This is a genomic window from Xanthomonas sp. GW (genome assembly GCF_014236815.1).
Taxonomy (GTDB): Bacteria; Pseudomonadota; Gammaproteobacteria; order Xanthomonadales; family Xanthomonadaceae; genus Xanthomonas_A.
Map to the genome: position 1 here is coordinate 4234100 of NZ_CP051189.1, position 22907 is coordinate 4257006.

Here is a 22907-nt window from a genome sequence, read left to right on the forward strand (position 1 = left end):
TCTTGCCGGATGATGTCTGTCGCGGCTGAAGCCGCTCCTACAGAAGCGTCAGTGCGCAGCACTGCGCGCCAGCACCGCCTGCGCCGGCTTGTGCTGCACGGTGAAATCGCTGTCGTGCGCGCCGCCGGCATCCGGATCGGTGTACCAGCACCACAGCGCGATGCCGGCGATGCGCTGCTCGCCCAGTACGCGGCGCCAGTCCTGCAGCACCTGCGCCTGCAGCGCGGTATCCACCGCGGCGCTGCGTTGTTCAGGACTCTCCCAGGGCGCGGCCAGGCTGCCGCGCGCCGAGCGCAGGCCCAGTTCCGCCACCCACACCGGGCGTCCGCTGCGCGTACCCAAGGCCTGCACCCGCGCCGCCGCGGCGCGCATCTGCGTCAAGCGCTGCGCCGGCACCGCCGACAACGCCGGATACAGGCTGGTGCCGACGAAATCGAAGCGTTCCCAGTAGCCGAACCGCTCGGCCTGCTCCAGGCCGTCGGCCACATAGCCGAGCGGACCGCGATAGACCTGGCGCACCGCCGCCACCAGCGCCGGCCACTGCGGCGCGTCCTGCAGGCCGCGCAATTCGGTGCCGACGATCAAGGCCGCGGCCCGCTCGTCGGCGGCGACCTGCGCCAGCTGCAGCAGCGCGCGCTGGTAGGCGCCGAACCAGGCCGCGCGATCGGCCGGCGCGGCGTCGCCGGCCCAATGGCCGGGGATCCACAGATGCACCTTCAGCACCGGCTGCAGGCCGGCCGCGCGCATCTGCCGCAGCCCGGCGCGCACCTGCTCCACGCTGCTGTCGCTGCCCAGCACCGGATCGTCGGACTGCGGCGTGGCCTGCCAGACGAAGGCGACCAGCAGCGCGCGCTGCGCGCCGGCATCGGCCAACTGCTGCAGCGAGCGCTGCGCCGCGTCGCTGCCCCACGGCGCCTGCGCCGACACCTTGACGTTGGCGCCCATCCACGGCGCGGCCGCGGGCGTGGCCGCGCCGCAGCCGCACACGCTCATCGCGAACAACATGCCCAGCAGCCACCTCAAGGCGATCGACGCCATACCCGGTAGGACCCTTGTCGGTAGACCAGACTGTAGCCCGGCAGGCCCTGTCGCCACAGCTGCGGCAGGCGCCGGTTGACGCTGTCCAGGACCCCGGCCTGGCTTGCCGGGTCGGCCACCACCACCTGCGCCGGCATCTGCCGCGGGTCGTCCAGCGCGCGCTTGAAGCGCGGGTCGAACGGCAGGATCAGGCCCTGCGCATCGCCGCGCGCCACGATCACCGCGTAGCCGGCGCGATCGTCGAGCAGGGTCGGCAGCCGTGCCTCGGCCAGCCAGGCGCCCAGCCGCGCTTCGTCCGGATGCCGCGGCGCCACCGGCGCGCGCAGTGCCGTCGCCCAGTCGCGGGTGGTCGAGGCGGCGGTCTGCGCGATGACCCAGCCGCTGGCGACGGCGCCCAGCAGCAGCAGCGCCAACGCCGGCCAGCGCAACGCGCGGCGCAGGTCGCCCAGCAGCAGCGCCGCCGGTACCACCATCAGCGCCAGGAAATCCAGCGGCTGCGCGCTGAAGCGCGCCCATGCCGCCAGCGTGCCGGCGCCGATCACGGTGACCGTCGCCACCAGCACCCAGCGCCAGGTGTTGCTCAGGCGCGTGCGCCGCACCAGCAACAGCAGCGGCGTGGTGACCAGCCCGGCCAGCGCCAGGTACAGCGGTGGCCACCACGGCCGCGCCATGGCCTGCTGCAGCCACGGCTGCAGCGCGGCCTGCGCGTAGCTGCCGCGGAACGCCGAATGCTGGTCGCGCACGAACAGCAAGGCATCGCCGAAGAACAGATAGTTGAGGTACATCCAGGTCGCGACCGCGAACAGGAACGGCAGGTAGCACACCAGGTAGAACGACAGCGGCGCACGGCGCAGCATGCCCTGCGGCGCGATCAGGCCCAGCCACGGCGCCATCGCCACGGCCAGGAAGCAGGCGCGCTCGTCGACGAAGAACAGCAGGCACAGGCCCAGCGCCAGGCGCAGGTAGGCGAAGGCTTCCGGATCGTCGCGGAAATGGCGCAGCGCGCGGCAGGTCAGGTAGAACACCAGCAGGCCCAGGCCCTGGTTGTTGCCCGACAGCGTCGGCCACAGGAAGAACGGCTGCAGCACCAGCGCCGCGCACAGGCCCCAGGCCCAGGCGCGGCCCAAACCCGCGGCGAGGTCGCGCCACAGCAGGGTCACCATCGCCGCGCCGGCCAGCACGTCCACCAGGTACGGCAGCAACGGCGTGGACAGCCCCGGCACGCCGCCGATCAGCAGGCCCAGGTACAGCGAGGCCTGCGCGTACAGGAAGCCCAGGTATTCGGTGCGGAAACCGGCCGCGTCGCGCAACAGCAGCAGCTTGGCGTACTGCGCCATCGCGTCGTCGCTCATGTAGCCGTGCGCGAGCAACCGCTGGCACAGCAGCGCCAGCAGCGCGGCGGTGACCACGAACACCGCGACGCCGCGCGGGCGCCGCGGCGTGTCAGTCGTCGAGTGCGGCGCGGCGCTCTTCGGCCATGTGCTTGCTGATGCCATGGGTGGTCTTTTCCCAGTAGAACGGATTGTGGATGAGCTGCCACAGGCCCTTGTAGGCGGCAACCGATTGCAGCAGCCAGTACAGCGGCACGGTCAGCGCGTACGGCGCCAGCCGGAAGTAGTCGCGCTTGAACGCCGCCAGCAAGGTCATGTAGATCAGGAAGCCGTTGCCCAGCAGCAGGTTGAGCAGGCTCAGGTACAGCAGCGCGGGCGGGAAGAACGGATTGAACGCATGCGTGTCGGTCAGCGCCCAGATGCCGTAGATCAGCCACATCGGCGGGGCGATCAGCGCGGTGAAGAAGGTGCCGCCGACGAAGAACTGGAAACCCCAGAAGCCGCGGAAACCGACCGAGCGATACAGCTGCACCGGATCGCGCATGTGCACCAGCCAGGTCTGCATGTAGCCCTTGAGCCAGCGCGAGCGCTGCCGGATCCAGTTGGGAATGCTGACGTTGGCTTCCTCGAACGTGGTCGAGTTGACCACGCTGACCCGGTAGCCCTGCTGGGTCAGGCGCACGCCCAGGTCGGCGTCCTCGGTGACGTTGTACGGATCCCAGGCGCGCACCTTGCGCAGGATGTCCAGGCGGAAATGGTTGGAGGTGCCGCCCAGCGGGATCGGGATGCGCAGGGTTTCCAGCGCCGGCAGGTAGAAGTCGAACCACAGCGTGTATTCCAGCGTGAACATGCGCGTGAGCCAGTTCTCGTCGGCGTTGTAGTAGTTCAGCCGCGCCTGGATGCAGGCCACGTCGGCAGGCGACTTGCGGAACGCGGCGACCGCGCGCTTGAGCTGGTCCGGCTCCGGCTTGTCCTCGGCGTCGTAGATGGTGAGCATCTGCCCACGCGCGAACTGCAGCGCGTAGTTGCACGCCTTCGGCTTGGTCTTGGGCTGCGACGGCGGCACCCGGATGATCTCGAAGAACGCCTCCAGGCCCAGCGCCTTGGCCGCCTCGATGGTCTCGGTGTCGTCGGCCTCCAGCACCAGCTTCACGTCCAGCTTGGAGGTCGGGTAGTCGAGCCGGCGCAGCGCGTTGGCCAGGATCGGCAACACGTCCGGCTCCTTGTACATCGGCACCAGCACCGTATACACCGGCAGATCCTCGTCGCTGAGCGCGGCCACTTCCGCGTCGGTGACCTTGATCTCGATGCGGCGCCGCGCGCCCAGCCAGGCCAGCGCGAACTTCAGCGCGAACGTGGCCACGAAGGCGATGCCGACCACGCTGTTGAGCGCGATCAGGCTCGGCACCGGCCAGATCGCCAGCGCCAGCAGCGACAGCACCGCCACCGTGCACAGCGACACCACCTGCTTGCGGGTGACCACCTGCTTGGCCGAATGCTCTGGCGCGTGTTCGGCGAGCAGGTTCAGCGCGTCGTGGGTGAGCTGCGCATCGGCCTGCTGCTGCAGGCCCCAGACGACATCGAACTTGGAGGTGCCGACGAAGCGCACGTCGGCGCCGTACTGATTGCGCGCCCAGGCGAAGGTCTCCGGGCCGGGATCGGCCACCGCCAGCACCAGCCGGCCCTCTTCCATCCGCCACGGCAGCACCAGGCGCTGCGCGTAGTCGGCCAGCCGCGCCGGTTCGAACAGGGCGGGGTCGATCGGCTGCTGCAGCAGGTTGACGAAGTTCAGCCCGAAATGCGCCGACAGCACCGTGTAGAAGCGCAGCGCGGTGACCCCGCGCTGAGCCAGCACCACGTCGCCCAGGCGTGAACGCCAGCGCGCCTGCAGCGCCAGCGCCTCCTGCAACTGCGCCGCGTCGATGACCCCGGCTTCGACCAGCGCAGTGCCGATCGGGCTCTGCCAGCCGCGCGGCTCGGGCACGCTGCCGAGCGGACCGATCGCGTCGCCGGCCATGCCGATCGTCGCGGGAGGATTGACCGCCGCCACCGTCAGAACCGCCACCAGGCGGCGACGAACGGGCCGCCAGCGCCGCCGGTGTTGCGCCCGGCCACCGGCTGCTGGTAGCCGAGCTGCAACTGGGTGCCGCCGGGCAGCGTATGCAGCAGCGAGGCCTGCAGCTTGGTCAGGTCGTAGTTGTTGCCGCGGATCGGGGTGCCGGGCGCGTACACCGGGTTGGGACCATTGCCGTTGCCCAGCCCCTGGATCACGTTGAGTTCGCCGATCAGCATCCAGCGCGGCGCCAGCGCCAGGCCGCTGCTGATGTCCACCCGCGCCTCGTCGGCCGAGTCGCCGCCGCGCAGGCGTACCGCCGCGCCTAGGTCAACATAGCCGTCGAGGTTGCCGGCCCGATAGCCGCGGCCGACGCTGTAGCGCAGTTCGGCGCCGTAGTCGCCCTGCCCCAGCGCCGGATGGTCGCGGTCGTCGGCGCCCTGGCGGCTGTAGCCGGGGATCAGCGCCAGCACCTGCAGCGCGCCCTGCCAGGGGCCGTCGCGGCCGTCCGGGTCAAGGCGGTAGCGCAGGCCGACTTCCTGGTCGGCCCAGCCGGTGGTGTGCTGGTTGCCGTAGCCGCTGTCGTTGCGATAGCCGACCTTGTCGAAATAGAAGTTGCCGACCAGGGTCAGGTCCGCGCTCAGGCCGTACTCGGCGTAGAGATTCAGTTGGTCCTGGCGGCTGCGTCCGGCATCGGGGAAGTTCTGGTCCTGGCCGTGGCTGTTGTAGACCGCGCCGCCGTCGCTATGGCTGGCCTTGAGGATCGCCAGCGCGGCGCCGTCGTCCTGCACCCAGGCACCGGCGAAACACGGACCGGCCGCCAATGCGGCCAGGCCCAGCGCCAGCGTCGACAGCCTGCGTGCGCGCCGGGCAGGTCGGTGCCGGGCGCGGCCAGCGCCGGCCACGGAAGAGGGAGCCGCGCATAGGCGCGACCACGAGCGCAGACGCTCGCCGTACGACTGGTTCATCGCAATTGTTTCCTGGAGGGGGGCCCCTGGAACAGGGAGCAGGAAACGATTCCGTAGCGGAATCGCGACAGGAACGTAGCACCTTTCCTATGTGATTCAAATCACGCGATAAATGAACTGCTCATCACGCATACAGCCTGCGACAGCGCACGCACCAGCCTGGTGCTGCGTTCAGCCAGGACGGCGCCAGCACAGCCTGGCGAAGGTCACCCAGGCGTGCAGCCAGATCACCGCCCACACCGCCGCACGCACCGGCGCGGTGCGCGCCGGCGCCTCGAACTTGCGGAAATAGCGCCACAGCCCGCGGTGTTTGTGCCATTCCACGAACCAAGGCCGCTTGCGGCTGGAAACGCCGCGCACGTGCAGCACGCGCAGGCGGTTGAACACCGCCACCGTGGCCCCGGCCTGGCGCGCGCGGCGGCACAGGTCCAGGTCCTCGGCATGCAGGCGGTAGCCGGCGTCCCAGCCGCCGATGCGGTCGAACAGCGCCCGCGGCAGCAGCATCAGCGCGCCGGAGATCGCGTCCACGCGCTGCAGCGGCTGCGCCGGATCCACCGTCACTGCCAGCCGCGAACCGGCCAGCGGATGCCGCAGCATCGCCGCGAAGTCCGGATCGCGGCGGCGCACCGCGGCATCGGCGCGGCCGTGCTCGTCGACCTGCTCCACCCCGAGCAGCGCGTCGCCGAGCGCGGCGACCTGCGCGCGCAGCAGCGCCAGCGTGTCGGTCTCCACCATCAGGTCCGGATTGACGAACGCCAGCCACGGCGCATCGCTGGCCGCCGCGCCCTGGTTGCAGGCGCTGGCGAAACCGGGATTGTCGGGGTTGGCGACGAAGCGCACGCGCCGGTCCTCCAGCGCGTGGCGCTGCACGATCGCCAGGGTGTCGTCACGCGAGGCGTTGTCGACCACGCGGATCTGGGCGACGTCCGCCGCCGCGCGCAGCCGCTGCAGGCAGGCGTCGATGGTGCTGCCGCTCTCGTAGGTCACCACCACCACGGCCATCTGCTGTTCGCTCATGCGCCGATTATCCGGGCAAAGCCGCGCGCGCAGAAGGCGTCACACTAGGCCGGCGTTCGCGCGCGGCGATTATGGGGCGTCGGCGCCGTGCCGACGCGGTAGAATCTCCGGTTCCATGCCTTGCGCGGTGTAGATGACGGCTAGCGCCCACTACCGCGCGCTGCCGCCAGGATCGATACGCATCGGTCGCCCAGTTCGCTGGCGGCCGTGCATGCCGATGGCCCGGCAGCGTCGCCGCTTTTCGACCGATGTCGCCGTCGGCCGCAGCCGCAAACCCCAGCATCCCTGGTCTAGACCAACTTCCGAATGGCGCGAAGCATCGCGCCATTGCGACGCCATGGGTGCGTCCACGCCGCCGGGACAGGCCCGATGAGCGCGCACCAGATCCACGGCATGAGCCTGGCCCCGGCCGCGGCGGACTGGCCGCCGCTGCGCAGCGACGAGGTGGACGCGCTGCTGCGGCACATGGGCCTGCCCGACGCGGTCCGCGCCTTGCGCTGGCACAGCCCGCGCCCGTTCTCCGCCGCGGCCGAGGTCGAGAGCGCCGTGGGCACGCTGTTCGTCAAGCGCCATCACCGCAGCCTGCGCGATGCGCGCACGCTGGACGAGGAGCACCACTTCATCGAGCACCTGCGCGCGCGCGGCATGCCGGTACCGGTCCTGCTGCGCGCGCCCGATGGCGCCAGCGCGATCGCGCTCGGCGACTGGACCTACGAAGTGCAGCGCGCCGCCACGGGCGAGGACCTGTACCGCGACACGGCCTCGTGGCTGCCCTTCGCCGACACCGCCCATGCGCAGGCCGCCGGGCGCGCACTCGCCCTGCTGCACCGGGCCGCGGCCGGCTACACGGCGGCGCCGCGCAGCACCACCCAGTTGGTCGCCAACCTGCGCCTGTTCGGCAGCGCCGATCCGCTGCAGGCGCTGCAGCAGGACCTGTGCGAGCGGCCGGCACTGGCCGCCTGGCTGCAGCGGCGCGACTGGCGCGGCGACCTGCGCCGGCATCTGCTGCCGTGGCACGCGCGCGCCTGGCCGCTACTGCAAACACCGGCGCCGCCGCTGTGGACGCATGGCGACTGGCACGCCTCCAACCTGCTGTGGCAAGGCCACGGCGCGACCAGCGCGGTCAGCGCGGTGTTCGATTTCGGCCTGGCCGACCGTACTTTCGCGCTGTTCGATCTGGCCACCGCGATCGAGCGCAACCTGGTGCCGTGGCTGGAGCTGGACGCCGGCGGCCGCGCGCCCGCCGACCTCGATCAACTCGACGCGCTGCTGCACGGCTACGTGCAGCTGCTGCCGCTGGACGCGGCGCAGCTGCGCCTGCTGGCCGCGCTGTTGCCGATCGTGCATGCCGACTTCGCGCTCGCCGAGATCGACTATTTCGCCGGCATCACCGGCTCCGACGCGAATGCCGAGATCGCCTATCGCCGCTACCTGCTCGGCCATGCCGACTGGTTCGGCGGCGAGGAAGGCCAGCGCCTGCTGCGGCGGTTGCAGCGGCATGCGGACGCGGCGCGATGAGCGTCTCGCGTTCGCTGCCGCGCGCGCCGGCGCGCCCATCGCGCGTGCATGCCAGGTCGCGCTGCCGGCATCGCGTCTGCCTTCGCCTCCGCCATTGCCCGCGCGCAGCGGCCTCCGTCTTTTCCGTTCCGACTTCCGCTTAGAGGTTCTCCCATGTCCCATGCCTTCCCCGCACTCGCGCCGCTCGCCCTGGCCTTGGCGCTGGCCGCCACCGCCGCACCGGCACGCGCCGCCGATGCCGACACGCAGACACCGGTCGAGCTGGATGCGGTCAACGTGCAGGGCGAGCAGCCGCGCAACCGCTCCGCGCTGGGCGGCTACGGCGACGCCGCGCTGCTGGACACGCCCGCCTCGATCGCGGTGATCGACCGCACGCAGTTGGACGACCGCCAGGTGCGCGTGCTCAGCGAAGTGCTGCGCGCCGACGCCTCGGTCGGCGACAGCTATGCGCCGATCGGCTACTACGAGAACTTCGTGGTGCGCGGCTATTCGCTCAACGCCGCCAACAGCTACCGCATCAACGGCCTGACCGTCGCCGGCGAGCAGAACGTGGCGCTGGAGAACAAGCAGCAGGTGCAGGTGCTCAAGGGCCTGTCCGGGCTGCAGTCCGGGCTCACCGAGCCGGCCGGCGTGATCGACTACACGACCAAGCGCCCGCAACAGGTGCGCACGCTGACGCTCGGCACCGACGACGACGGCGGCCGCTACGCCGCGGTGGATCTGGGCGACTGGTTCGGCCGCGACCGCCAGTTCGGCCTGCGCGTCAACGCCGCGCACGAGGACATCCGCAGCTACGTCGAGCACGCCGACGGCCACCGCAATTTCCTGTCGCTGGCCGCGGACTGGAACATCGATCCGCAATCGACGCTGCAGCTCGACGTGGAATACCAGGACCGGCAACAGCGTTCGGTACCCGGCTATCAATTGCTCGGCGGCGAGCGCGTGCCCGGCGACGTGTCGGTGCACCGGCTGCTGGCCTACCAGCCCTGGTCCAAGCCGGTCGGCATCGACTCGCTCAATGCCCAGCTGCGCTACCAATACCGCTTCAACGACACTTGGCGCATGCAACTGGCGGCCGCCCACAGCCGCGCGGTGATCGACGACTATTCCAGCTTCGCCTGGGGCTGCTACGGCGCGGCCAGCTGCGCCAGCGACGCGATCCCCAACTATTTCAGCCGCGAAGGCGACTACGACCTCTACGACTACCGCAGCCCCGACGACACGCGCCGCAACGACCAGGTGCAGGCGACCGTGTCCGGCAGCTTCGCCACCGGCGCGCTGCAGCACCAGCTCAACGTCGGCGTGGACTACCTGCAGCGCAACATCGATCGGCATGGCTCGATCAACGAATTGATCGGCAGTGGCAACATCGATGCCGATCCGCCGCTGCTGGCCCAGGCCGACGCCGAACTCGACCCCAAGCGCCGGCGCCTGGACAGCACCCAGCAATCGCTGCTGGCCAGCGACCGCATCGGCATCGGCGAGGCCTGGCAGCTGCTGCTGGGCGCGCGCCAGGTGCGCTACGACGAGCGCGCCTGGGACCGCGACGGCGTGCTGACCCGCCACACCCGCCGCTCGGAGTTGCTGCCGCAGGCGGCGCTGCTGTTCAAGCCGCAGGACACGCTGTCGCTGTATGCCAGTTTCGCCAAGGGCCTGGCGCCGGGCGGCACCGCGTCGTGGTTCGCCAGCAACGCCGACGCGATCCTCGCCCCGACCAGCGCCTACCAGACCGAAGCCGGCCTGAAATACGAGCGCAACGGCCTGGCGCTGGGCGCGGCCGTGTTCGACATCCGCCAGGCCTACCAGTACGCGCAGCCGCAGGCCGACGGCAGCTTCCTGTACCTGCAGCAGGGCCGCCTGCACAACCGCGGCATCGAACTGTCGGCCGACGGCACGATCGGCGAGCGCCTGCACCTGCAGGCCAGCGTCGCCGGCATCCGCGCGCGCGCCGAGGACACCGGCACGCCGGCCTACGAAGGCCACCAGGCCTTGAACGTGCCCAGGCTGCGCGCCAGCGCCCAGGCCAGCTGGGACGTGCCCGGGGCGAGCGGCCTGGCGCTGCTGGGTGGCGCGCAGTACAGCGGCGCCAAGTACGCCGACCGCAGCGGCCGCGTCGCCGTCGGCGGCTACACCGTCTACAACCTGGGCGCGCGCTACGCGACGCGGCTGGGCACGGTGCCGACCACGCTGCGGCTGAGCGTGGACAACCTGACCGACAAGCGCTACTGGCGCGACGTCGGCGACTACATGGGCGACGACTATCTGTTCCTGGGCGCGCCGCGGACGGCGCGACTGGCGGCGCAGTTCGACTTTTGAGGGCCGGGATTGGGGAATCGGGATTGGGGATTCGTAAAGGCCGGGAGCGGGACGCGGAGCGTCACTGTCGCGGCAGCGGTTTTAGCCGCGACCGGTCTTCCCTGGAACGCCTGTCGCGGCTGAAGCCGCTCCTACAAAAACGAGCGCATCGCTTCGCGCTCGCGGAACATCCCCAATCCCCAATCCCCAATCCCAATCCCAATCCCGAATCCCGAATCCCGAATCCCGGCCTTCCAACCATGTCCCCCCTCGAACTTCTCGCGGTACTAGTCAATGTGCTCGGCGTGTGGCTGACCGCGCGCCGCGTGCGCTGGTGCTGGCCGGTCAATGTCGTCGCGGTGCTGCTGTACGCGTGGCTGTTCTACCAGTGGAAGCTGTACTCGGACATGCTGCTGCAGGCCGTCTACGTATTCCTGCAAGGTTACGGCTGGTGGCGCTGGAGCCAGGGCCGGCTGGACCATGGCAAGGTCCAGGTCGGCCCGCTGCCGCGGCGCGAAGCGGCGCTGTCGCTGCTGGCCGGCGCCGCCGGCGCGCTGTCGCTGGGCTGGCTGATGCATCGCCATACCGATGCCGCCCTGCCGTGGCTGGACGCGGCGCTGTCCGCCTTCAGCCTGGTCGCCAGCTTCTGGGCGGCGCGCAAGCGCATCGCCAACTGGACCCTGTGGATCGTGCTCGACTGCCTCTACGTCGGCGTCTTCGTCTACAAGGGGTTGTATCCCACCGCGGCGCTGTACGCAGGCTTCGTGGTGCTGGCGATATACGGCTTGTGGCTGTGGCGGGCGGACCTGCGGCGCGCTGTCGCCACGCAGTCGTCGCCATGAACCGGCGCATCCGCCTGCACCGCAATCGACGCAGGCCGGCGTCGGCGAGCAGGCCGGCACGATGGTCGTGACCGGCACGCAAGAGGCGCAGACGATTCAGGCCAGCCTGCGTTAGTCCGGCGTGCCGGTCGCACCGCAGTGCCACGAGCGCACGCGGCATCGCTATGCTGGAGCATTCTCGATCCCGGGCATGTGCAGTGAGCGGAGTGTTGTGGAAACGACTGCGGGTGGCTTCGTGCCATTCGCCGCGACAGGCTTTGCAATCGAGGTCTGCCGAGACTGCAGTCGCTCCACCAAGCTTCGTCGCCTGCGACCATGGGCAAGTGAAGTGCAGCACCGCCACGGAGACCGCATGCCCACGCCGTTGAATCCTGCCGCCGGCTTCGGCCAGCGCATCGTCGATGCACTGCTCGCGCGCATCGTCGGCGGCGAATGGGCCGCGGACCAGCGCCTGCCGGTGGAGCGCGAACTGGCCGCGCTGTTCGGCTGCACCCGCATCACCTTGCGCGAGGCGCTGCAGCAACTGGAATCGGAAGGCTACATCTACCGCGAGAACCGGCGCGGCTGGTTCGTCAGCGCCGCGCGCGTGCGCCACGATCCCACCAGCATCGCCGGCTTCATGCAGTACGTCGCCGCGCAAGGCGGCACGCCGCGCACCGAACTGCTCGGCGCGCGCCGCCAGCCGGCCGGCGCGACGCTGGCGCGGCACCTGGAACTGGACGATGCGCAGGCCGAGGTGTTCGTGCTGCAGCGCCGGCGCTGGATCGGCCGCCGCGCGGTGCTGCTGGAGACCAATGCGATTCTCGCCGCGTGGGCGCCGAGCCTGCTCGATCACGATCTGGCCGGCTCGCTCAGCGCGGTGCTAGGACAACGGCTCGGATTGCGCCAGGCACGCAGCCGGCTGTCGATGTACCCGGCCACGCTGGTCGCCGAGCAGGCCGCGCTGCTGCAGTCCACCGCCGGCACGCCGTGCTTCCGGCTGCAGCGGGTGAGCTACGCCGCCGACGGCCGCGCAGTGGAATTCGACATCGAGTCCTGGCGCCACGACGTGCTGGAAGTGACGGTGGAGGTGCAGGCGCCGCCGGAGTGAGGCCGGCCTGCGCATTGGCGAAACGCACCTGTGTAGGAGCGGCTTCAGCCGCGACAGATTGCCGGCAACTTGTCGCGGCTGAAGCCGCTCCTACAGGTATCGCGCGCTAGGCGTCGAACAGCGCGCGCTGCGGGTCCGGCGGCGGCAGGTCGGCGTACAGGCGCTGCAGGTCTTCGCGGCGCGCGCGCAGCGGATCGTGCATCAGGAAGCCGGCCAGGCGCGCGTGCCACGCCGGCCAGCGCGTGGCCAGCGCGTCCATGTCGCCGTCGGCGGCGCGGCCTTCACCGCTGCGCGCCACGTAGGCGGTCTCGCACAGTACGTTGCGCCAGCCGAGTCCGGCCATGCGCAGCGACAGGTCGATCAGCGCCGCGTACCAGGAACCATAACTGCTCGCGTCCAGGCCGCCGGCGCGCTGCCGCGCCGCACCGCGCAGGGCCACCGCGTGGCACACCGCCGACGGCAGCTCCGGATGCTCCGGGGGCAGCGCCGCGCAGGCGCGCGCCAAGCGCTCACCATCGTCGGGCAGCGGATTGATCTCGCCCAGCCGCGGCCAGGCGCAGGCTTCGCCGGCATTGCTCCATGGCGTGGCGCTGGCGATGGCCGCATCGTGCGCCAGGCACGCGCTCAGTTGCTGCAGCCAGCCGGGCAGCGGCTGCGCATCGGCGGCCAGCACCACCACGTCGGCGGCGGCGCAGGCGCGCAGCATCTCGTCCAGGTGCGCGACCTCCCCGAGCATGCGCGGGCGCCGCGTGTAATCGGCCTGCAGGCGGGTATGCGCCAGCCAGGCCTCGACCACGCGCTGCCCGCGCGGCCCGGCCTGCGCGTCGTCGGCCAGCCACACGCGGGTGCCGGCCGGAGTGTGCGCCTCCAGCGCGCCCAGGCATGCGTCCAGCGCGGCGTCGTCGACGCCGACCGGCAGCAGCACGATGGGCAGGGTCACCAGCGCTTACTTCTTGCCCGAGGCCGGCAACGGCTGCATCGACTTGAACTTCTGCCCGTACTCGTCGGTGAGATTGCGCGCTTCCTGCGGGTTGCGCACGATGGTCGGAGTGAGCAGCACGATCACTTCGTTGCGGGTCTTGTCCTGCGTCTTCTGACCGAACAGCGCGCCGACCACCGGCAGCTTGCTCAGCAGCGGCACGCCGGCGCTGCCGTCGGTGGTGCTGTCGTTGATCAGGCCGGCGAGCATGATGGTGTCGCCGCTCTGCACCGCCGCCTCGGTCTTGACCCGGCGCGTGTTGATGTCCACGTTGCAGGACGCGCTGTTGGCCACGGTGGAGGTGCCCGAGGTGCACGCCGCCGGACGCGCGCCGGGCGTGCTGACTTCCTGCACGATGTCCAGGAACACCATGCCGTCCTTGGTCACCCGCGGACGCACCTTCAGGATCACGCCGGTATCGATGTATTGCACCGACGAGTAGGTGCTGTCGGTGCCGATGCCGGTGTTGATCGAGGTCGAGTTGATCGGGATGCGCGTGCCCACGTTGAGCGTGGCCTCGGCGTTGTTGCGCACGAACACCGACGGGGTCTGCAGCAGCTTGAGATTGGTGACCTGGTCCAACGCGCTGATCACCGCCGCGGCGTTCTTGCCGAGAAAAGTCCAACCAAGACCGCTACTGCTGGTGACCTTGCCAGCGATGTCACCCCAGATGCTGCGTCCCGCGGCGCTGGGCAGGCCGGCGCCGGCGCCGAGTCCGGTGCTGTTGGCCACGGTTCCGTCGGCGGAGGCATTGACCGAATTTTCGAAGAACCAGTTAACGCCGTACTGCAATTTGCCGGTCAGGCTGACCTCGGCCACCTGGGCCTCGATGTGCACCTGCATCGGCATCACGTCGAGCTTCTCGACCACGTCGCGGATCGAACGCCACGACTGCGGCGTGGAGCGCACCAGCAAGGTGTTGGTCTCCTCCACCGCCGACACGCCGACCTTGTCGCCCTGCACTTCCAGGGTCACGCTGCCGTTGCCGGAGGTGCGCGGCGACAGTTGCAGGCTGCCGTTGCCCAGACCGCCGCTGCTGCTGCCGGACGAGGAACCACCGCTGCTTGAAGACAGGCTGTCGCTGCTGCCGTTGAGGCTGCCGCTGCCGCCCAGGCTGCCGTCGCTGCTGCCGTTGAGGCCGCCGCCGCCCATCTGGCTCAGCTGCGTGCCCGGCATCAGCGAGGCGTTGGAATCGCCGCGGTTGCCGCCGGCGCCGAACACTTCGGCCAGGCGGTCGGCCAGGTCCTTGGCCTTGATGTATTTCAGTTCGTAGGAGAACAGCCGGCTGCCGCCGCCGGCGCTGTCGATCCGGTCCAGCCACTCCTGGATCTGGTCCAGATAGCGCGCCTGCGGGGTGATCACCAGCACCGCGTTGGCGTTCTCCAGCGGCATGAAACGGAACATGCCGGCACTGGGCGTCTTGCTGTTTTCGCCGAACACCTTTTCCAGGTCGGCGGCGACCTGCTCGGCCTTGCCCGTCTGGATCGGGAACACACCCACCGACATGCCCGACAGCCAGTCCACGTCGAAGATCTGCACGGTGCGCAGGTAGTTCTCCAGTTCCGCGCGGGTGCCGCCGAGGGTGATGACGTTGCGCGAGCCGTCGATGCCGACGATCGCGTTCGGCCGCGCGTACGGCTCCAGCACCTTCTTCATTTCGCTGGCGGAGATGAACTTCAGCGGCACCACCCGCACCTCGAAGCCGCGCGCGCTGGCCGGCGAGGCGGTGCTCGGCGCCACCGTGCCGGCCAAAGCCTGGTCGGCAGGCACGATGTTGTAGCGGCCGCCGCTGTAAACCATGCGCGCGTTGTTCCAGCCCAGCACCATCTCCAGCAGGTTCAGCGCCTGCGCCGGCGACACCGGCTTGGGCGTGGCCAGGGTCACCGTGCCCTGCACGCCCGGCGCGATCACGTAGTTCTGCCCGAGCATGTCGCCAAGGATCGCCTTGACCACCGCATGCACCGACTCGCCTTCGAAGTTGAAGGTGGCGCTGCCACTGCTGGCGTTGCCCAGCGACGGCGCCGGCGCGGCGGCGGCGCCGGAATTGATCATGGTGCCGCTGCCGCGGCGGATCACCGGGGCGACGCGGTCCGGCACGTCGTTGGGATCGGCCGTGCCGGTGGTTCCGTCGGTCGTGGCGCTGGTGCTGCCGGCGGCGCCGACGTTGGGATTGATCGCGGCGCCGCGGCGGACGTCCGGCGAGGGCGTGGTGGCGCAGCCGGCCACCAGGCCGATCGCGAGGAACAGGGAAAACAAGCGCGGCGTCATGCGATCACTCTTCAAGGGTTCTGGCCGGGGGTGGTGCCGTTCTGGCGCTGCTGCTGCAACTGCCGACGGCGGGCTTCGATACGTTCGCGGATGGCTTGCAACTGTTCCGACGACGGCGCCGGCGCGGCCGCCGGTGCGCTTGGCGCAGGCGTTGCCGGCGTGCCGTTGGCGCCCGCCTGCGGCGTGGCGGCGACGGGATTGACCGGGGCGTTGACCGCAGGCGCGGCAGGTGGCGGTAGCGGCGGTAGCGGCCCCGACCCCGACTGCATGCCCGGCGGCCGCGCGCCCTGGCCGAGCGCGGTCGGCGGCTGCCCGCCCTTGCCGTCGAACACCTGCAACTCCAGGGTCTGGGTGCCGCTACCGCCACTGACCACCGCGCGGCGCGGTTCCAGCGACAGCAAGCGCCAACCCTTTACCGGGTCGCGGCCTTCCTGCAGGCGCAGCGATTCGCCCTGCTCGGTGGTCAGCGTGGCCATCTTGAAGCTGTCGGTGAGCAGCACGCCGGTCAGGCGCACGCTCGGCGCGGCGCCCTGGCCGTTGTCGGCGCTGAGGAAGAACGGATGCGGCCGGCGGTCTTCGGCGAACACCGGACGCGCGGCGATTTCGGCATAGCGCGAATAATCGCCGAGGCGCTCGGCAGACGCCGCCGGCAAGCTCGGCAGGCGCTGGGTCATGCTCGGATCGTCGGGCAGCGGCACGATGCGCTGGCCCAGGCCGGCCAGGCCCAGCGCCCAGATCAGCAGCCCCCACAGCGCCAACGTCGCCAGCCACACAGTGCGCAGGCCGATCGCTTCAATTCGCATGCGCGCCCTCCACTTGTTGCGGCGGCTGCGGCATGGCCGCATCGCGCATGGCAGGCGGTGCCTGCGCCGGCGGCTCGCTCGGCCCGGGGCCGGCGGGCGTGCCGGCGTCCATCGCCGGCGCGCCGGGCGGTGTCCCCGCAGGCGGCGACGGTGGCATGCCAGGCGGCATGCCCGCAGCGGCGGGCGGCGGCAGCATCGCGTTCGGGCGCAGATAGCCGGCCAGCTCGAAGGCCACGTCCAGGCCGTTGCCGCTCTCGCCCGGCGACAGCTGGTAGCGCTGCGCCATCACGTTGAGGTTGTCCACGAACAGCGCCGGGGTGCCGCTCTCCAGCGCGTGCAGCACCGCCGCCAGTTCCGGCGTGCCGCAGCGCAGCCGCACCTGCACCGCGACGCGGGTGAAGCGGTCGCGGCGGTTGTCGGCGGCCAGCGGCGAACGGTTGCTGATCGCGCAGCTGCGGTTGCCGGGGCTGGCGGTGGCCACCGCGCTTTCCAGGCGCTGCACCAGTCCGGCCGAGGCCAGTTCGGCCGAGGTCTCACGCAGGAAGCCCGGGCGCGCGGCCAGGTCGCGTTGCGCCTGCTGCAGCCGCTGCGCCACCTGCGGCGCCTGCTGCAACTGCATGCGCACGCGCAGTTCGCGCTGGCGCAATTCCTGGATCTGCGCCTCGACCTCGCGCATCGGCACCGTCCACCACGGATGCACCAGCAGCAGATAGGCCAGCGCCAGCGCCGCCAGCAGCAGGCCTAGCGCCAGCCAACGGTCGCGCTTATCGACCTGCACTGGCATTGGCGGCCTCCTTGCGCTTGGTTCCGGCCAGTTCGGCGGTCAGGGTGAAGCGGTCGCGGTGGCTGCCCGGATCGGCCTGCAGCACGCCGGTCAGCGACGGCGTGCGCCACAGCGGCGAGCCCTCCAGCCGCCCGACCAGCGAGGACGCCTCGCTGCTGAGGCCGATCAGCTGCAACTGGTCGCCCTCGACCGAGAATTTTTCCAGATAGGTGCCCTCGGGCAGGCGCTTGCTCAGTTCGTTCCAGATTTCCAGCGCGGTCGGGCGCTCGGCGCGCAGTTGGTCGAAGAAGGCCGCGCCTTCGACCAGGTCGACCAGCTGCTGGCGTTGCGCGGACACGCCGCGCGCGCGCTGCGCGCCGCTGTCCACTTGCGCGCGCAATTGCTCGAGCGCGTCGCGGCGGTTGTCCAGCAGCTGCCAGCCGGCGGCGAACAGCGCCAGCAACGCGGTCGCGGCCAGGATCGCGTTCCAGCGGCGCATCGGATCGGCGCGGCGATGGCGCTGCTCCGGCGGCAGCAGGTTCACGCCCAGCGGCGCGCCGTCGGCGCCGGCGACATCGACTCCGGCCAGGGTCGGGCGCAGCGCGCCGGCGCTGGCGTGCAATTCGTCCAGCACGCGGCGCGGCGCCACCACCAGTTCGACGTCCAGTTGCGCATCGTCGCGACGCGCGCCCAGGCGCACGTCGTAGACCACCTGGTCGGCCTGGAACGGCGTCTGCCGGTCGATCTCGAAGCGGACCACGTCGCGCAGGTGTTCGGCGGCCGCGGCCGGAAGGCGCAGCGTGCGCTGCAGCGCGGACTGCGCCGGCAGCAGCCAGACCCGCGGCAGTGCGGCCAGGCGCGGGCCGAGCACGGCCTCCAGGTCGCTCGGCAGCAGCGGCCACGGCAACGCCAGCGGCGTGCCCAGTTCGGCATCGATCTGGCGCGCGACGTACAGCTGTTCGCCCTCGCGCCACAGCAGCAGCCGCGCCTGCGACCAGCCCAATTGCAGCTGCCAGCGCGGCGGCAGCCACGCCATCAGCGAGCGCTGCCACCAGGCCAGCAAGCCGCCGGCACCGGGTGCCATGCGCACGCCGAGCTTGTCCATCGTGTCCCGCCACGCAGTCATCGAACGGTCGATCCTTCTTCCCATCGCAGCACAGTGTAGGCGGAGCCCGGTAGCGCCGACGAGCCTGGACGCACCACCGCGCGCAGCACCGCCGCGCGCCCCGCGGCCAATTGCGCCCGGCTTTCGATGCTGTAGGTGCCGCCGCCCCCGCCGATCGCCGCGGCCTGCGCCGGGTCGTTGCGCTCGCGTTGCGCCAGCACCTGCTGCGCATCCAGGCCGAGCGCGGTCAGCACCGGCGCCGGCGCGAAATCCGGTGCCGGGCGCGAAATTCCGCTGTACAGGGTCAGGTTCGGCAGCAGCTTGGCGTATAGATCCGCGTCCATGCCCAGCACCAGTTGCAGTTCGGCCAGGCTCTCGAACGGCGCGTCCTTGGCGCCGTACGGCAGCCCGGCGGCGGCGTAGTCCGGGTCCTCGGCGCCGCCGTTGGGCTGGCTGAGGTTGTCGGCGTCGCGCCAGTCCACGATCGCCGCGGCGATGCGGTCGGCGCGCTGCGGATCGCCGCCGACCGCGCGCACCAGCGCCGCCAGCAGCGGCGCGTCGGCCAGGTTCAGATCGACCTTGCCGCTCTCGTCGGTGATCCGCAGGTCGACCGTGGCGTCTTCGTACTGCCAGCGGTAGCGGCGCCCGTCCGCGCGCCAGCCCGGCTGCGTCGGCGTGCCTGCGAGCCGGGTTAGCGCGTATTCCAGCCCGGCGCGCGCGCGCTCCTGCGCCGCCGCGCCGTCGCCCAGCACCTTGCCTTGCAGTCCTTCCGTGCGCGCGGTCAGCGCGAACGCGCCGATCAGCGCGGTCAGCAGCGCGATCAGCCACAGCACCAGCACCAACGCCGCGCCGCGCGCCTGCCGAGGTGCCGCGCTCATTGCCGCGCCTCCGCGCCGCCGGCCTGGCGCAACGCCACCACCAGCGGCGGCCACACCATGCCGTCGTCGCTGCTCAGTTCGATCGACACCAGCAGCGGCAACTGGTCGGTCTTCTCCCAGCGCTCCTGCCAGGGGCCGATCGTGCCGCGCTCCGGATCGATGCCGCGGTAGCGGAAGCGCACCTGGCGCAGGCCCTCGGCCAGCGGCTCGGGCGCACGCGGCTTCTCTTCGGCGATCTGCTTGCCGGCCTGCACCTGCACCAGCGCGATCGCCAGCCGCTGCCGGCCGCTATCGCCACTGACGCTGAGGTCGTGCACGTAGGGGCCGCCGCGACCCAGATAATCGGGAAGATCGGCCACGAACTGCATGCGCTGCGGTTCGCCGACGAAGCGCACCGGCTGCAGCGTGCGGCTGTCGATGTCCAGCGCCAGCGCCTGCGCGCCGCTCAGGCGCCGGCGCAAGAAGCCCTCGACCGCGCGCATGCGCTCGCTGCGCCCGGCGATGGTCTCGCCGCGGCCGCTGATCGCCGTAGCCGAGCGCAGCGTGGCGAAGGCCAGGGTCAGCCCGCCGACCAGCAGCACCGTGGCCAGCAGTACTTCGATCAGGGTGAAGCCGCGCGCGGCGGCGCGGCGCGGTGCGCGGTTCACTGCGGCACCCCGTTGCTCTGCGAGCTGACCAGGCGCAGCGTCTTCCACTGCAGCGCCTGCGCCGGCGCATCGCCCCAGCGCACCTGCAGGTTCAACTGCAGCAGCGTCGGCGCGCCCGGCGTCAGGGTCGGGTCCGGCGGGCGCCGCGCATCGACGTACGGCGCCACGTCCAGGGTCCAGCGGTAATGGCCCTGCTCGAAGCTGCCCTGTTCGCGGCCGGGCTGCAGCGGCTGCTCCACGCCTTGCGCGGCCAGCACCGATTGCGCGTACAGCGTGGCGCGGCTGAGCTGGTCGGCGCGCTGGACCTGGCGTGCGGCGCCGGACAGCGAGCCGAGCAGCAGGGTCAGCGCCAGCGCCAGCAGCGCGAACGCCACGATCACCTCGATCAGCGTGTAGCCGCGTTGCGCCTTCATGGCATGCCCTGCTGCGGCGGACGCCCGACCTTGACCTCGCCGGTCAGCCAGGCCACGTCGATGCGCCAGCTGGCCTTGCGGGTCAGCAATTCGATGCGCCCGCCGGTGGCGGCGCCGTCCTCGAAGAACTGGATCGCGCCTTCGTCTTCGCGCCGCTGCGCCTCGCGCGCGCCGCTGAAGCGGATCGCCAGCGACGGCGGAATCTCGCCGTGACGGCCGTTGGGCGCCTGCCAGCGGTGCGCCTGCGGATCGATCAGGAAACGCTGCGGCTGGCCAGTGGCGATCGCCTGCGCCCGCGTGTAACGTAGTTGCGCGGCGATCTCCTTGGCCGACGAGCGCAAGCGCATGCCGTCGATGCCGCCGGTCAGCACCGAGGCCGCCAGCATCGCGGCGATCGCGATCAGCCCCACCACCAGCAGCATCTCCAGCAGCGACACGCCGCGCATGCGCGCACGCGCCAGCGGTACGCACGCGTGCGCACCGCGCTGGGGAACGCCGGCAGGGGCATGGATCACGGCGCCGGGATCACTCGTACTTGATGTCGGCGTCGTAGCTGGTGCCGCCGGGCTGGCCGTCCTTGCCCAGGCTGATCAGGTCGAACGGCTTGCCGTCGCCCGGCACCTTGTACTCGATCGGGTGGCCCCACGGGTCGTTCAACTCCGCGGGCTTGGCATACGGGCCGAGCCAGCCGCTGACGCCGCCCGGCGCGGCGACCAGGTCGTCGAGCTTGGACGGCAGCTTGCCGGTGTCAAGCTGGTAGTTGTCGATCTTGCCGGCCATGGTCTGGATCTGCGACTTGGCCAGGTTGGCCTTGCCGCGATCGGCGCCGCCGAGCACGCGGCTGCCGACCAGGGTCAGCACCGCGCCGATCAGCACGATGACGATGATGATTTCCAGCAGGCTCATGCCCGACTGGCGCGCGGCGGAAGGAGAACGGGTCAGGGAACGGATATTTCGCATTGCATCGGATCCTTGCGGTGGAAAACCTTATGTAACCGAACGCGGTGACAAGGGTCGCCATCGTGTGCGGTGCGTGCAGCTGCGCTTCATGCGCGGGAACGGGATTGGCGTGGCGGCGATCGACGCATGCCGCAGTTCGAGCATGATGTGGCGCACAGATGCCGTGGTCATGGTTGCCGCCATCGCTTGGACCGCGCGCGGCGCCCTGGGTTCACGTTGCCATTCATGGCGCGACACGACGGCCGCAGGAGCCGCCGGCCGACCTATCCGTGGCCGGGCGTTCGGCGCCACATGCGCCATGGCGCAGCGCGAGGATGCTGCAAGCATGTCCGCTGCCGTCCATGGCGCGACATCGCCGCGCCCTGACAGACCTGCCCGGCCATCCATGGCCGGGCGTTCGGCCATGCGCGAACCAGTGGTTCGCAAACGCATGGCCTCCTTCAATCCGGCAATTCGCTGCGTCTTGGGTTCATGTCGCCATCCTTGGCGCGGCACCACGTGCGCCGAAACCGCCGGCCCGGCCATCCCTGGCCGGGCGTTCGGCGCCACATGCGCCATGGCGCAGCGCGCGGATACTTCCGGCATGGGCGTCGCCGTCCATGGCGCAACAGGGCTGCACACGGACAGACCTGCCCGGCCATCCATGGCCGGGCGTTCGGCCATGCGCGAACCAGTGGTTCGCAAACGCATGGCCTCACCCAATCGCATTGGTCAGGTCGTACAAGGGGACGAGGACAGAAATGATCACCAGCCCGACCACCGAGGCCAGGACCAGGGTGATCAACGGCACCAGCGCGGCGAGCAGGCGGTCGATCGCCTGCGCGGTTTCCTGTTCGAAGGTGTCGGCGGTCTTCAGCAGCATCGTGTCCAGCGCGCCGGATTCCTCGCCGACCTGGATCATCTGCAGCGCCAGCCGCGGGAAGCGCTTGCCCTTGGACAGCGACGCCGACAGGCCGTGGCCGTTCTTGACGTCGTCGGCCGCGGCGCCGACGTCGGCGGTCAGCGCCAGGTTCGACAGCACGTTGCGCGAGATGCCCAGCGCGGCCAGCAGCGGCACGCCGTTGCGCAGCAGCGTGCCCAGGGTGCGGGTCAACCGCGCGGTTTCCAGCCGCGCGATCAGCACGCCGATGAAGCGCTGCTTGAGCAGCCAGGCGTCGAAGCTGGCGCGGAACACCGGATCGCGGCGCTTGCGGTCCACCGCCAGCAGTGCCAGCCCGGGCACCACCAGCAACACGATCCACCAATCGCGCACGAACAGGCCCACGCTCAGCACCGCCTGGGTGAACCACGGCAGCTGCACGTCCAGGCTCTCGTACATCAGCGCGAACTGCGGCACCACGTAGCCGAGCAGGAACAGCAGCGCGCAGCCGACCACGCTGACCAGGATCGCCGGATAGATCAGCGCATTGATCACCCGCCCCTTCAGTTCGCGGCTGCGCTCCAGGTATTCGGCCAGGCGCTGCAAGGTGTCGTGCAGGCTGCCGCCGGCCTCACCGGCGCGGACCATGTTGATGTACAGGCGCGAAAACAAACCATGCTGCCGCTCCAATGCGGTGGACAGCGGCGCGCCGCCGCGCACTGCGTCGCGGATGTCGCCGACGGTGCGCTTGGAACGCTCGTCTTCGGGCAGTTCGAGCAGGATCGTCAGCGCGCGATCCAGCGGTTGGCCGGCGCCGAGCAGGGTCGCCAGCTGTTGAGTGAACTGCACCAGCGCCGCACCGTCGAACGGCTTGGGCCGGAACAGGCCGCGCAGCGAGGTGCCGCCGCCCTGCGCCGCGAGCTTGGCCTCCATCGGCATATGCCCCTGCTCCTGCAGGCGCAGCGCCACCTCGGCGTCACTGGCGGCCTCCATCTGGCCTTCCAGGATCTCGCCGTGCGGGTTGAGCGCTTTGTAGCGGTACAGGGGCATCAGGGCTGGGAGTGGGGAATGGGAAACGGC

20 protein-coding genes are annotated in these 22907 nt (G+C 70.8%); 4 read left to right on the forward strand and 16 right to left on the reverse strand.

Annotation, left to right across the window (positions count from 1 at the left end):
• Positions 1–48: 48 nt before the first annotated feature.
• The 5 genes from HEP73_RS18260 to HEP73_RS18280 form a co-directional block, all read right to left on the reverse strand.
• Positions 49–1038, reverse strand: a complete 990-nt coding sequence (locus HEP73_RS18260; protein WP_458309629.1) for a glycoside hydrolase family 113 — start codon at positions 1036–1038, stop codon at positions 49–51.
• Positions 1020–2534 carry a hypothetical protein gene (locus tag HEP73_RS18265; RefSeq protein WP_185821019.1) on the reverse strand — a complete coding sequence of 505 codons (1515 nt, stop codon included), beginning with the start codon at positions 2532–2534 and terminating at the stop codon, positions 1020–1022. Before HEP73_RS18265 ends, HEP73_RS18260 begins: the two co-directional genes overlap by 19 nt.
• A complete protein-coding gene (locus tag HEP73_RS18270) occupies positions 2482–4386 on the reverse strand; it encodes a glycosyltransferase family 2 protein (protein WP_185823480.1) in 1905 nt (634 codons plus the stop codon). The genes HEP73_RS18265 and HEP73_RS18270 overlap by 53 nt, the downstream gene beginning before the upstream one ends.
• A 35-nt stretch (positions 4387–4421) precedes the next feature.
• A complete protein-coding gene (locus HEP73_RS18275; protein WP_185821020.1) occupies positions 4422–5390 on the reverse strand; it encodes a hypothetical protein in 969 nt (322 codons plus the stop codon).
• Between the two features lie 171 nt (positions 5391–5561).
• Positions 5562–6407 (reverse strand): glycosyltransferase family 2 protein, encoded by an 846-nt coding sequence (locus tag HEP73_RS18280; RefSeq protein WP_185821021.1) that lies wholly within the window; start codon positions 6405–6407, stop codon positions 5562–5564.
• A 369-nt stretch (positions 6408–6776) separates the two neighbouring features.
• Between HEP73_RS18280 and HEP73_RS18285 the strand changes: the two genes are divergently transcribed.
• The 4 genes from HEP73_RS18285 to HEP73_RS18300 all read left to right on the forward strand — a co-directional run bounded on the left by HEP73_RS18285 (position 6777) and on the right by HEP73_RS18300 (position 12152).
• Entirely contained in the window at positions 6777–7925 is a 1149-nt protein-coding gene (locus tag HEP73_RS18285) for a phosphotransferase enzyme family protein (RefSeq protein ID WP_185821022.1), read from the forward strand.
• A gap of 153 nt (positions 7926–8078) precedes the next feature.
• A complete protein-coding gene (locus tag HEP73_RS18290; RefSeq protein WP_185821023.1) occupies positions 8079–10241 on the forward strand; it encodes a TonB-dependent siderophore receptor in 2163 nt (720 codons plus the stop codon).
• Between the two features lie 239 nt (positions 10242–10480).
• A complete protein-coding gene (gene pnuC, locus HEP73_RS18295; RefSeq protein ID WP_185821024.1) occupies positions 10481–11062 on the forward strand; it encodes a nicotinamide riboside transporter PnuC in 582 nt (193 codons plus the stop codon).
• A 352-nt stretch (positions 11063–11414) separates the two neighbouring features.
• Entirely contained in the window at positions 11415–12152 is a 738-nt protein-coding gene (locus HEP73_RS18300) for a UTRA domain-containing protein (protein ID WP_185821025.1), read from the forward strand.
• 106 nt (positions 12153–12258) lie between these two features.
• Here the strand turns inward: HEP73_RS18300 and HEP73_RS18305 are convergent, their stop codons facing one another.
• From HEP73_RS18305 to xpsF, 11 genes are all read right to left on the reverse strand, one after another.
• Complete coding sequence (locus HEP73_RS18305; RefSeq protein ID WP_185821026.1) at positions 12259–13092, reverse strand: glycosyltransferase; 834 nt, start codon at positions 13090–13092, stop codon at positions 12259–12261.
• Between the two features lie 6 nt (positions 13093–13098).
• Entirely contained in the window at positions 13099–15399 is a 2301-nt protein-coding gene (gene gspD / locus HEP73_RS18310; protein ID WP_185821027.1) for a type II secretion system secretin GspD, read from the reverse strand.
• A gap of 11 nt (positions 15400–15410) precedes the next feature.
• Complete coding sequence (gene xpsN / locus HEP73_RS18315; RefSeq protein WP_185821028.1) at positions 15411–16202, reverse strand: type II secretion system protein XpsN; 792 nt, start codon at positions 16200–16202, stop codon at positions 15411–15413.
• Positions 16192–16986: a type II secretion system protein GspM gene (gspM, locus tag HEP73_RS18320; protein WP_185821029.1), complete on the reverse strand. Its 795-nt coding sequence runs from the start codon at positions 16984–16986 to the stop codon at positions 16192–16194. Before gspM ends, xpsN begins: the two co-directional genes overlap by 11 nt.
• Positions 16967–18091, reverse strand: a complete 1125-nt coding sequence (locus HEP73_RS18325) for a PilN domain-containing protein (RefSeq protein ID WP_185821030.1) — start codon at positions 18089–18091, stop codon at positions 16967–16969. Before HEP73_RS18325 ends, gspM begins: the two co-directional genes overlap by 20 nt.
• Positions 18088–18948: a type II secretion system minor pseudopilin gene (locus HEP73_RS18330; protein WP_185821031.1), complete on the reverse strand. Its 861-nt coding sequence runs from the start codon at positions 18946–18948 to the stop codon at positions 18088–18090. The genes HEP73_RS18325 and HEP73_RS18330 overlap by 4 nt, the downstream gene beginning before the upstream one ends.
• A complete protein-coding gene (locus HEP73_RS18335; RefSeq protein WP_185821032.1) occupies positions 18945–19595 on the reverse strand; it encodes a type II secretion system protein J in 651 nt (216 codons plus the stop codon). The genes HEP73_RS18330 and HEP73_RS18335 overlap by 4 nt, the downstream gene beginning before the upstream one ends.
• Positions 19592–20008 carry a type II secretion system protein XpsI gene (xpsI, locus tag HEP73_RS18340; RefSeq protein ID WP_185821033.1) on the reverse strand — a complete coding sequence of 139 codons (417 nt, stop codon included), beginning with the start codon at positions 20006–20008 and terminating at the stop codon, positions 19592–19594. Before xpsI ends, HEP73_RS18335 begins: the two co-directional genes overlap by 4 nt.
• A complete protein-coding gene (gene xpsH / locus HEP73_RS18345; RefSeq protein WP_241093847.1) occupies positions 20005–20454 on the reverse strand; it encodes a type II secretion system protein XpsH in 450 nt (149 codons plus the stop codon). Before xpsH ends, xpsI begins: the two co-directional genes overlap by 4 nt.
• 79 nt (positions 20455–20533) lie before the next feature.
• Positions 20534–20968, reverse strand: a complete 435-nt coding sequence (gene gspG / locus HEP73_RS18350; protein WP_185813971.1) for a type II secretion system major pseudopilin GspG — start codon at positions 20966–20968, stop codon at positions 20534–20536.
• 694 nt (positions 20969–21662) lie between these two features.
• The gene (gene xpsF, locus HEP73_RS18355; RefSeq protein WP_185821034.1) at positions 21663–22877 is read right to left on the reverse strand and encodes a type II secretion system protein XpsF; all 1215 of its coding nucleotides are present in this window, start codon (positions 22875–22877) and stop codon (positions 21663–21665) included.
• Positions 22878–22907: the final 30 nt, after the last annotated feature.

Bases quoted from the DNA above. Each gene is read 5' to 3' on its own strand.
- HEP73_RS18260 (WP_458309629.1), bottom strand. From the start codon at position 1,038: ATGGCGTCGATCGCCTTGAGGTGGCTGCTGGGCATGTTGTTCGCGATG.
- HEP73_RS18265 (WP_185821019.1), bottom strand. From the start codon at position 2,534: ATGGCATCAGCAAGCACATGGCCGAAGAGCGCCGCGCCGCACTCGACG.
- HEP73_RS18270 (WP_185823480.1), bottom strand. From the start codon at position 4,386: ATGGCCGGCGACGCGATCGGTCCGCTCGGCAGCGTGCCCGAGCCGCGC.
- HEP73_RS18275 (WP_185821020.1), bottom strand. From the start codon at position 5,390: ATGAACCAGTCGTACGGCGAGCGTCTGCGCTCGTGGTCGCGCCTATGC.
- HEP73_RS18280 (WP_185821021.1), bottom strand. From the start codon at position 6,407: ATGAGCGAACAGCAGATGGCCGTGGTGGTGGTGACCTACGAGAGCGGC.
- HEP73_RS18285 (WP_185821022.1), top strand. From the start codon at position 6,777: ATGAGCGCGCACCAGATCCACGGCATGAGCCTGGCCCCGGCCGCGGCG.
- HEP73_RS18290 (WP_185821023.1), top strand. From the start codon at position 8,079: ATGTCCCATGCCTTCCCCGCACTCGCGCCGCTCGCCCTGGCCTTGGCG.
- pnuC (WP_185821024.1), top strand. From the start codon at position 10,481: ATGTCCCCCCTCGAACTTCTCGCGGTACTAGTCAATGTGCTCGGCGTG.
- HEP73_RS18300 (WP_185821025.1), top strand. From the start codon at position 11,415: ATGCCCACGCCGTTGAATCCTGCCGCCGGCTTCGGCCAGCGCATCGTC.
- gspD (WP_185821027.1), bottom strand. From the start codon at position 15,399: ATGACGCCGCGCTTGTTTTCCCTGTTCCTCGCGATCGGCCTGGTGGCC.
- xpsN (WP_185821028.1), bottom strand. From the start codon at position 16,202: ATGCGAATTGAAGCGATCGGCCTGCGCACTGTGTGGCTGGCGACGTTG.
- gspM (WP_185821029.1), bottom strand. From the start codon at position 16,986: ATGCCAGTGCAGGTCGATAAGCGCGACCGTTGGCTGGCGCTAGGCCTG.
- HEP73_RS18325 (WP_185821030.1), bottom strand. From the start codon at position 18,091: ATGACTGCGTGGCGGGACACGATGGACAAGCTCGGCGTGCGCATGGCA.
- HEP73_RS18330 (WP_185821031.1), bottom strand. From the start codon at position 18,948: ATGAGCGCGGCACCTCGGCAGGCGCGCGGCGCGGCGTTGGTGCTGGTG.
- xpsI (WP_185821033.1), bottom strand. From the start codon at position 20,008: ATGAAGGCGCAACGCGGCTACACGCTGATCGAGGTGATCGTGGCGTTC.
- xpsH (WP_241093847.1), bottom strand. From the start codon at position 20,454: ATGCGCGGCGTGTCGCTGCTGGAGATGCTGCTGGTGGTGGGGCTGATC.
- gspG (WP_185813971.1), bottom strand. From the start codon at position 20,968: ATGCGAAATATCCGTTCCCTGACCCGTTCTCCTTCCGCCGCGCGCCAG.
- xpsF (WP_185821034.1), bottom strand. From the start codon at position 22,877: ATGCCCCTGTACCGCTACAAAGCGCTCAACCCGCACGGCGAGATCCTG.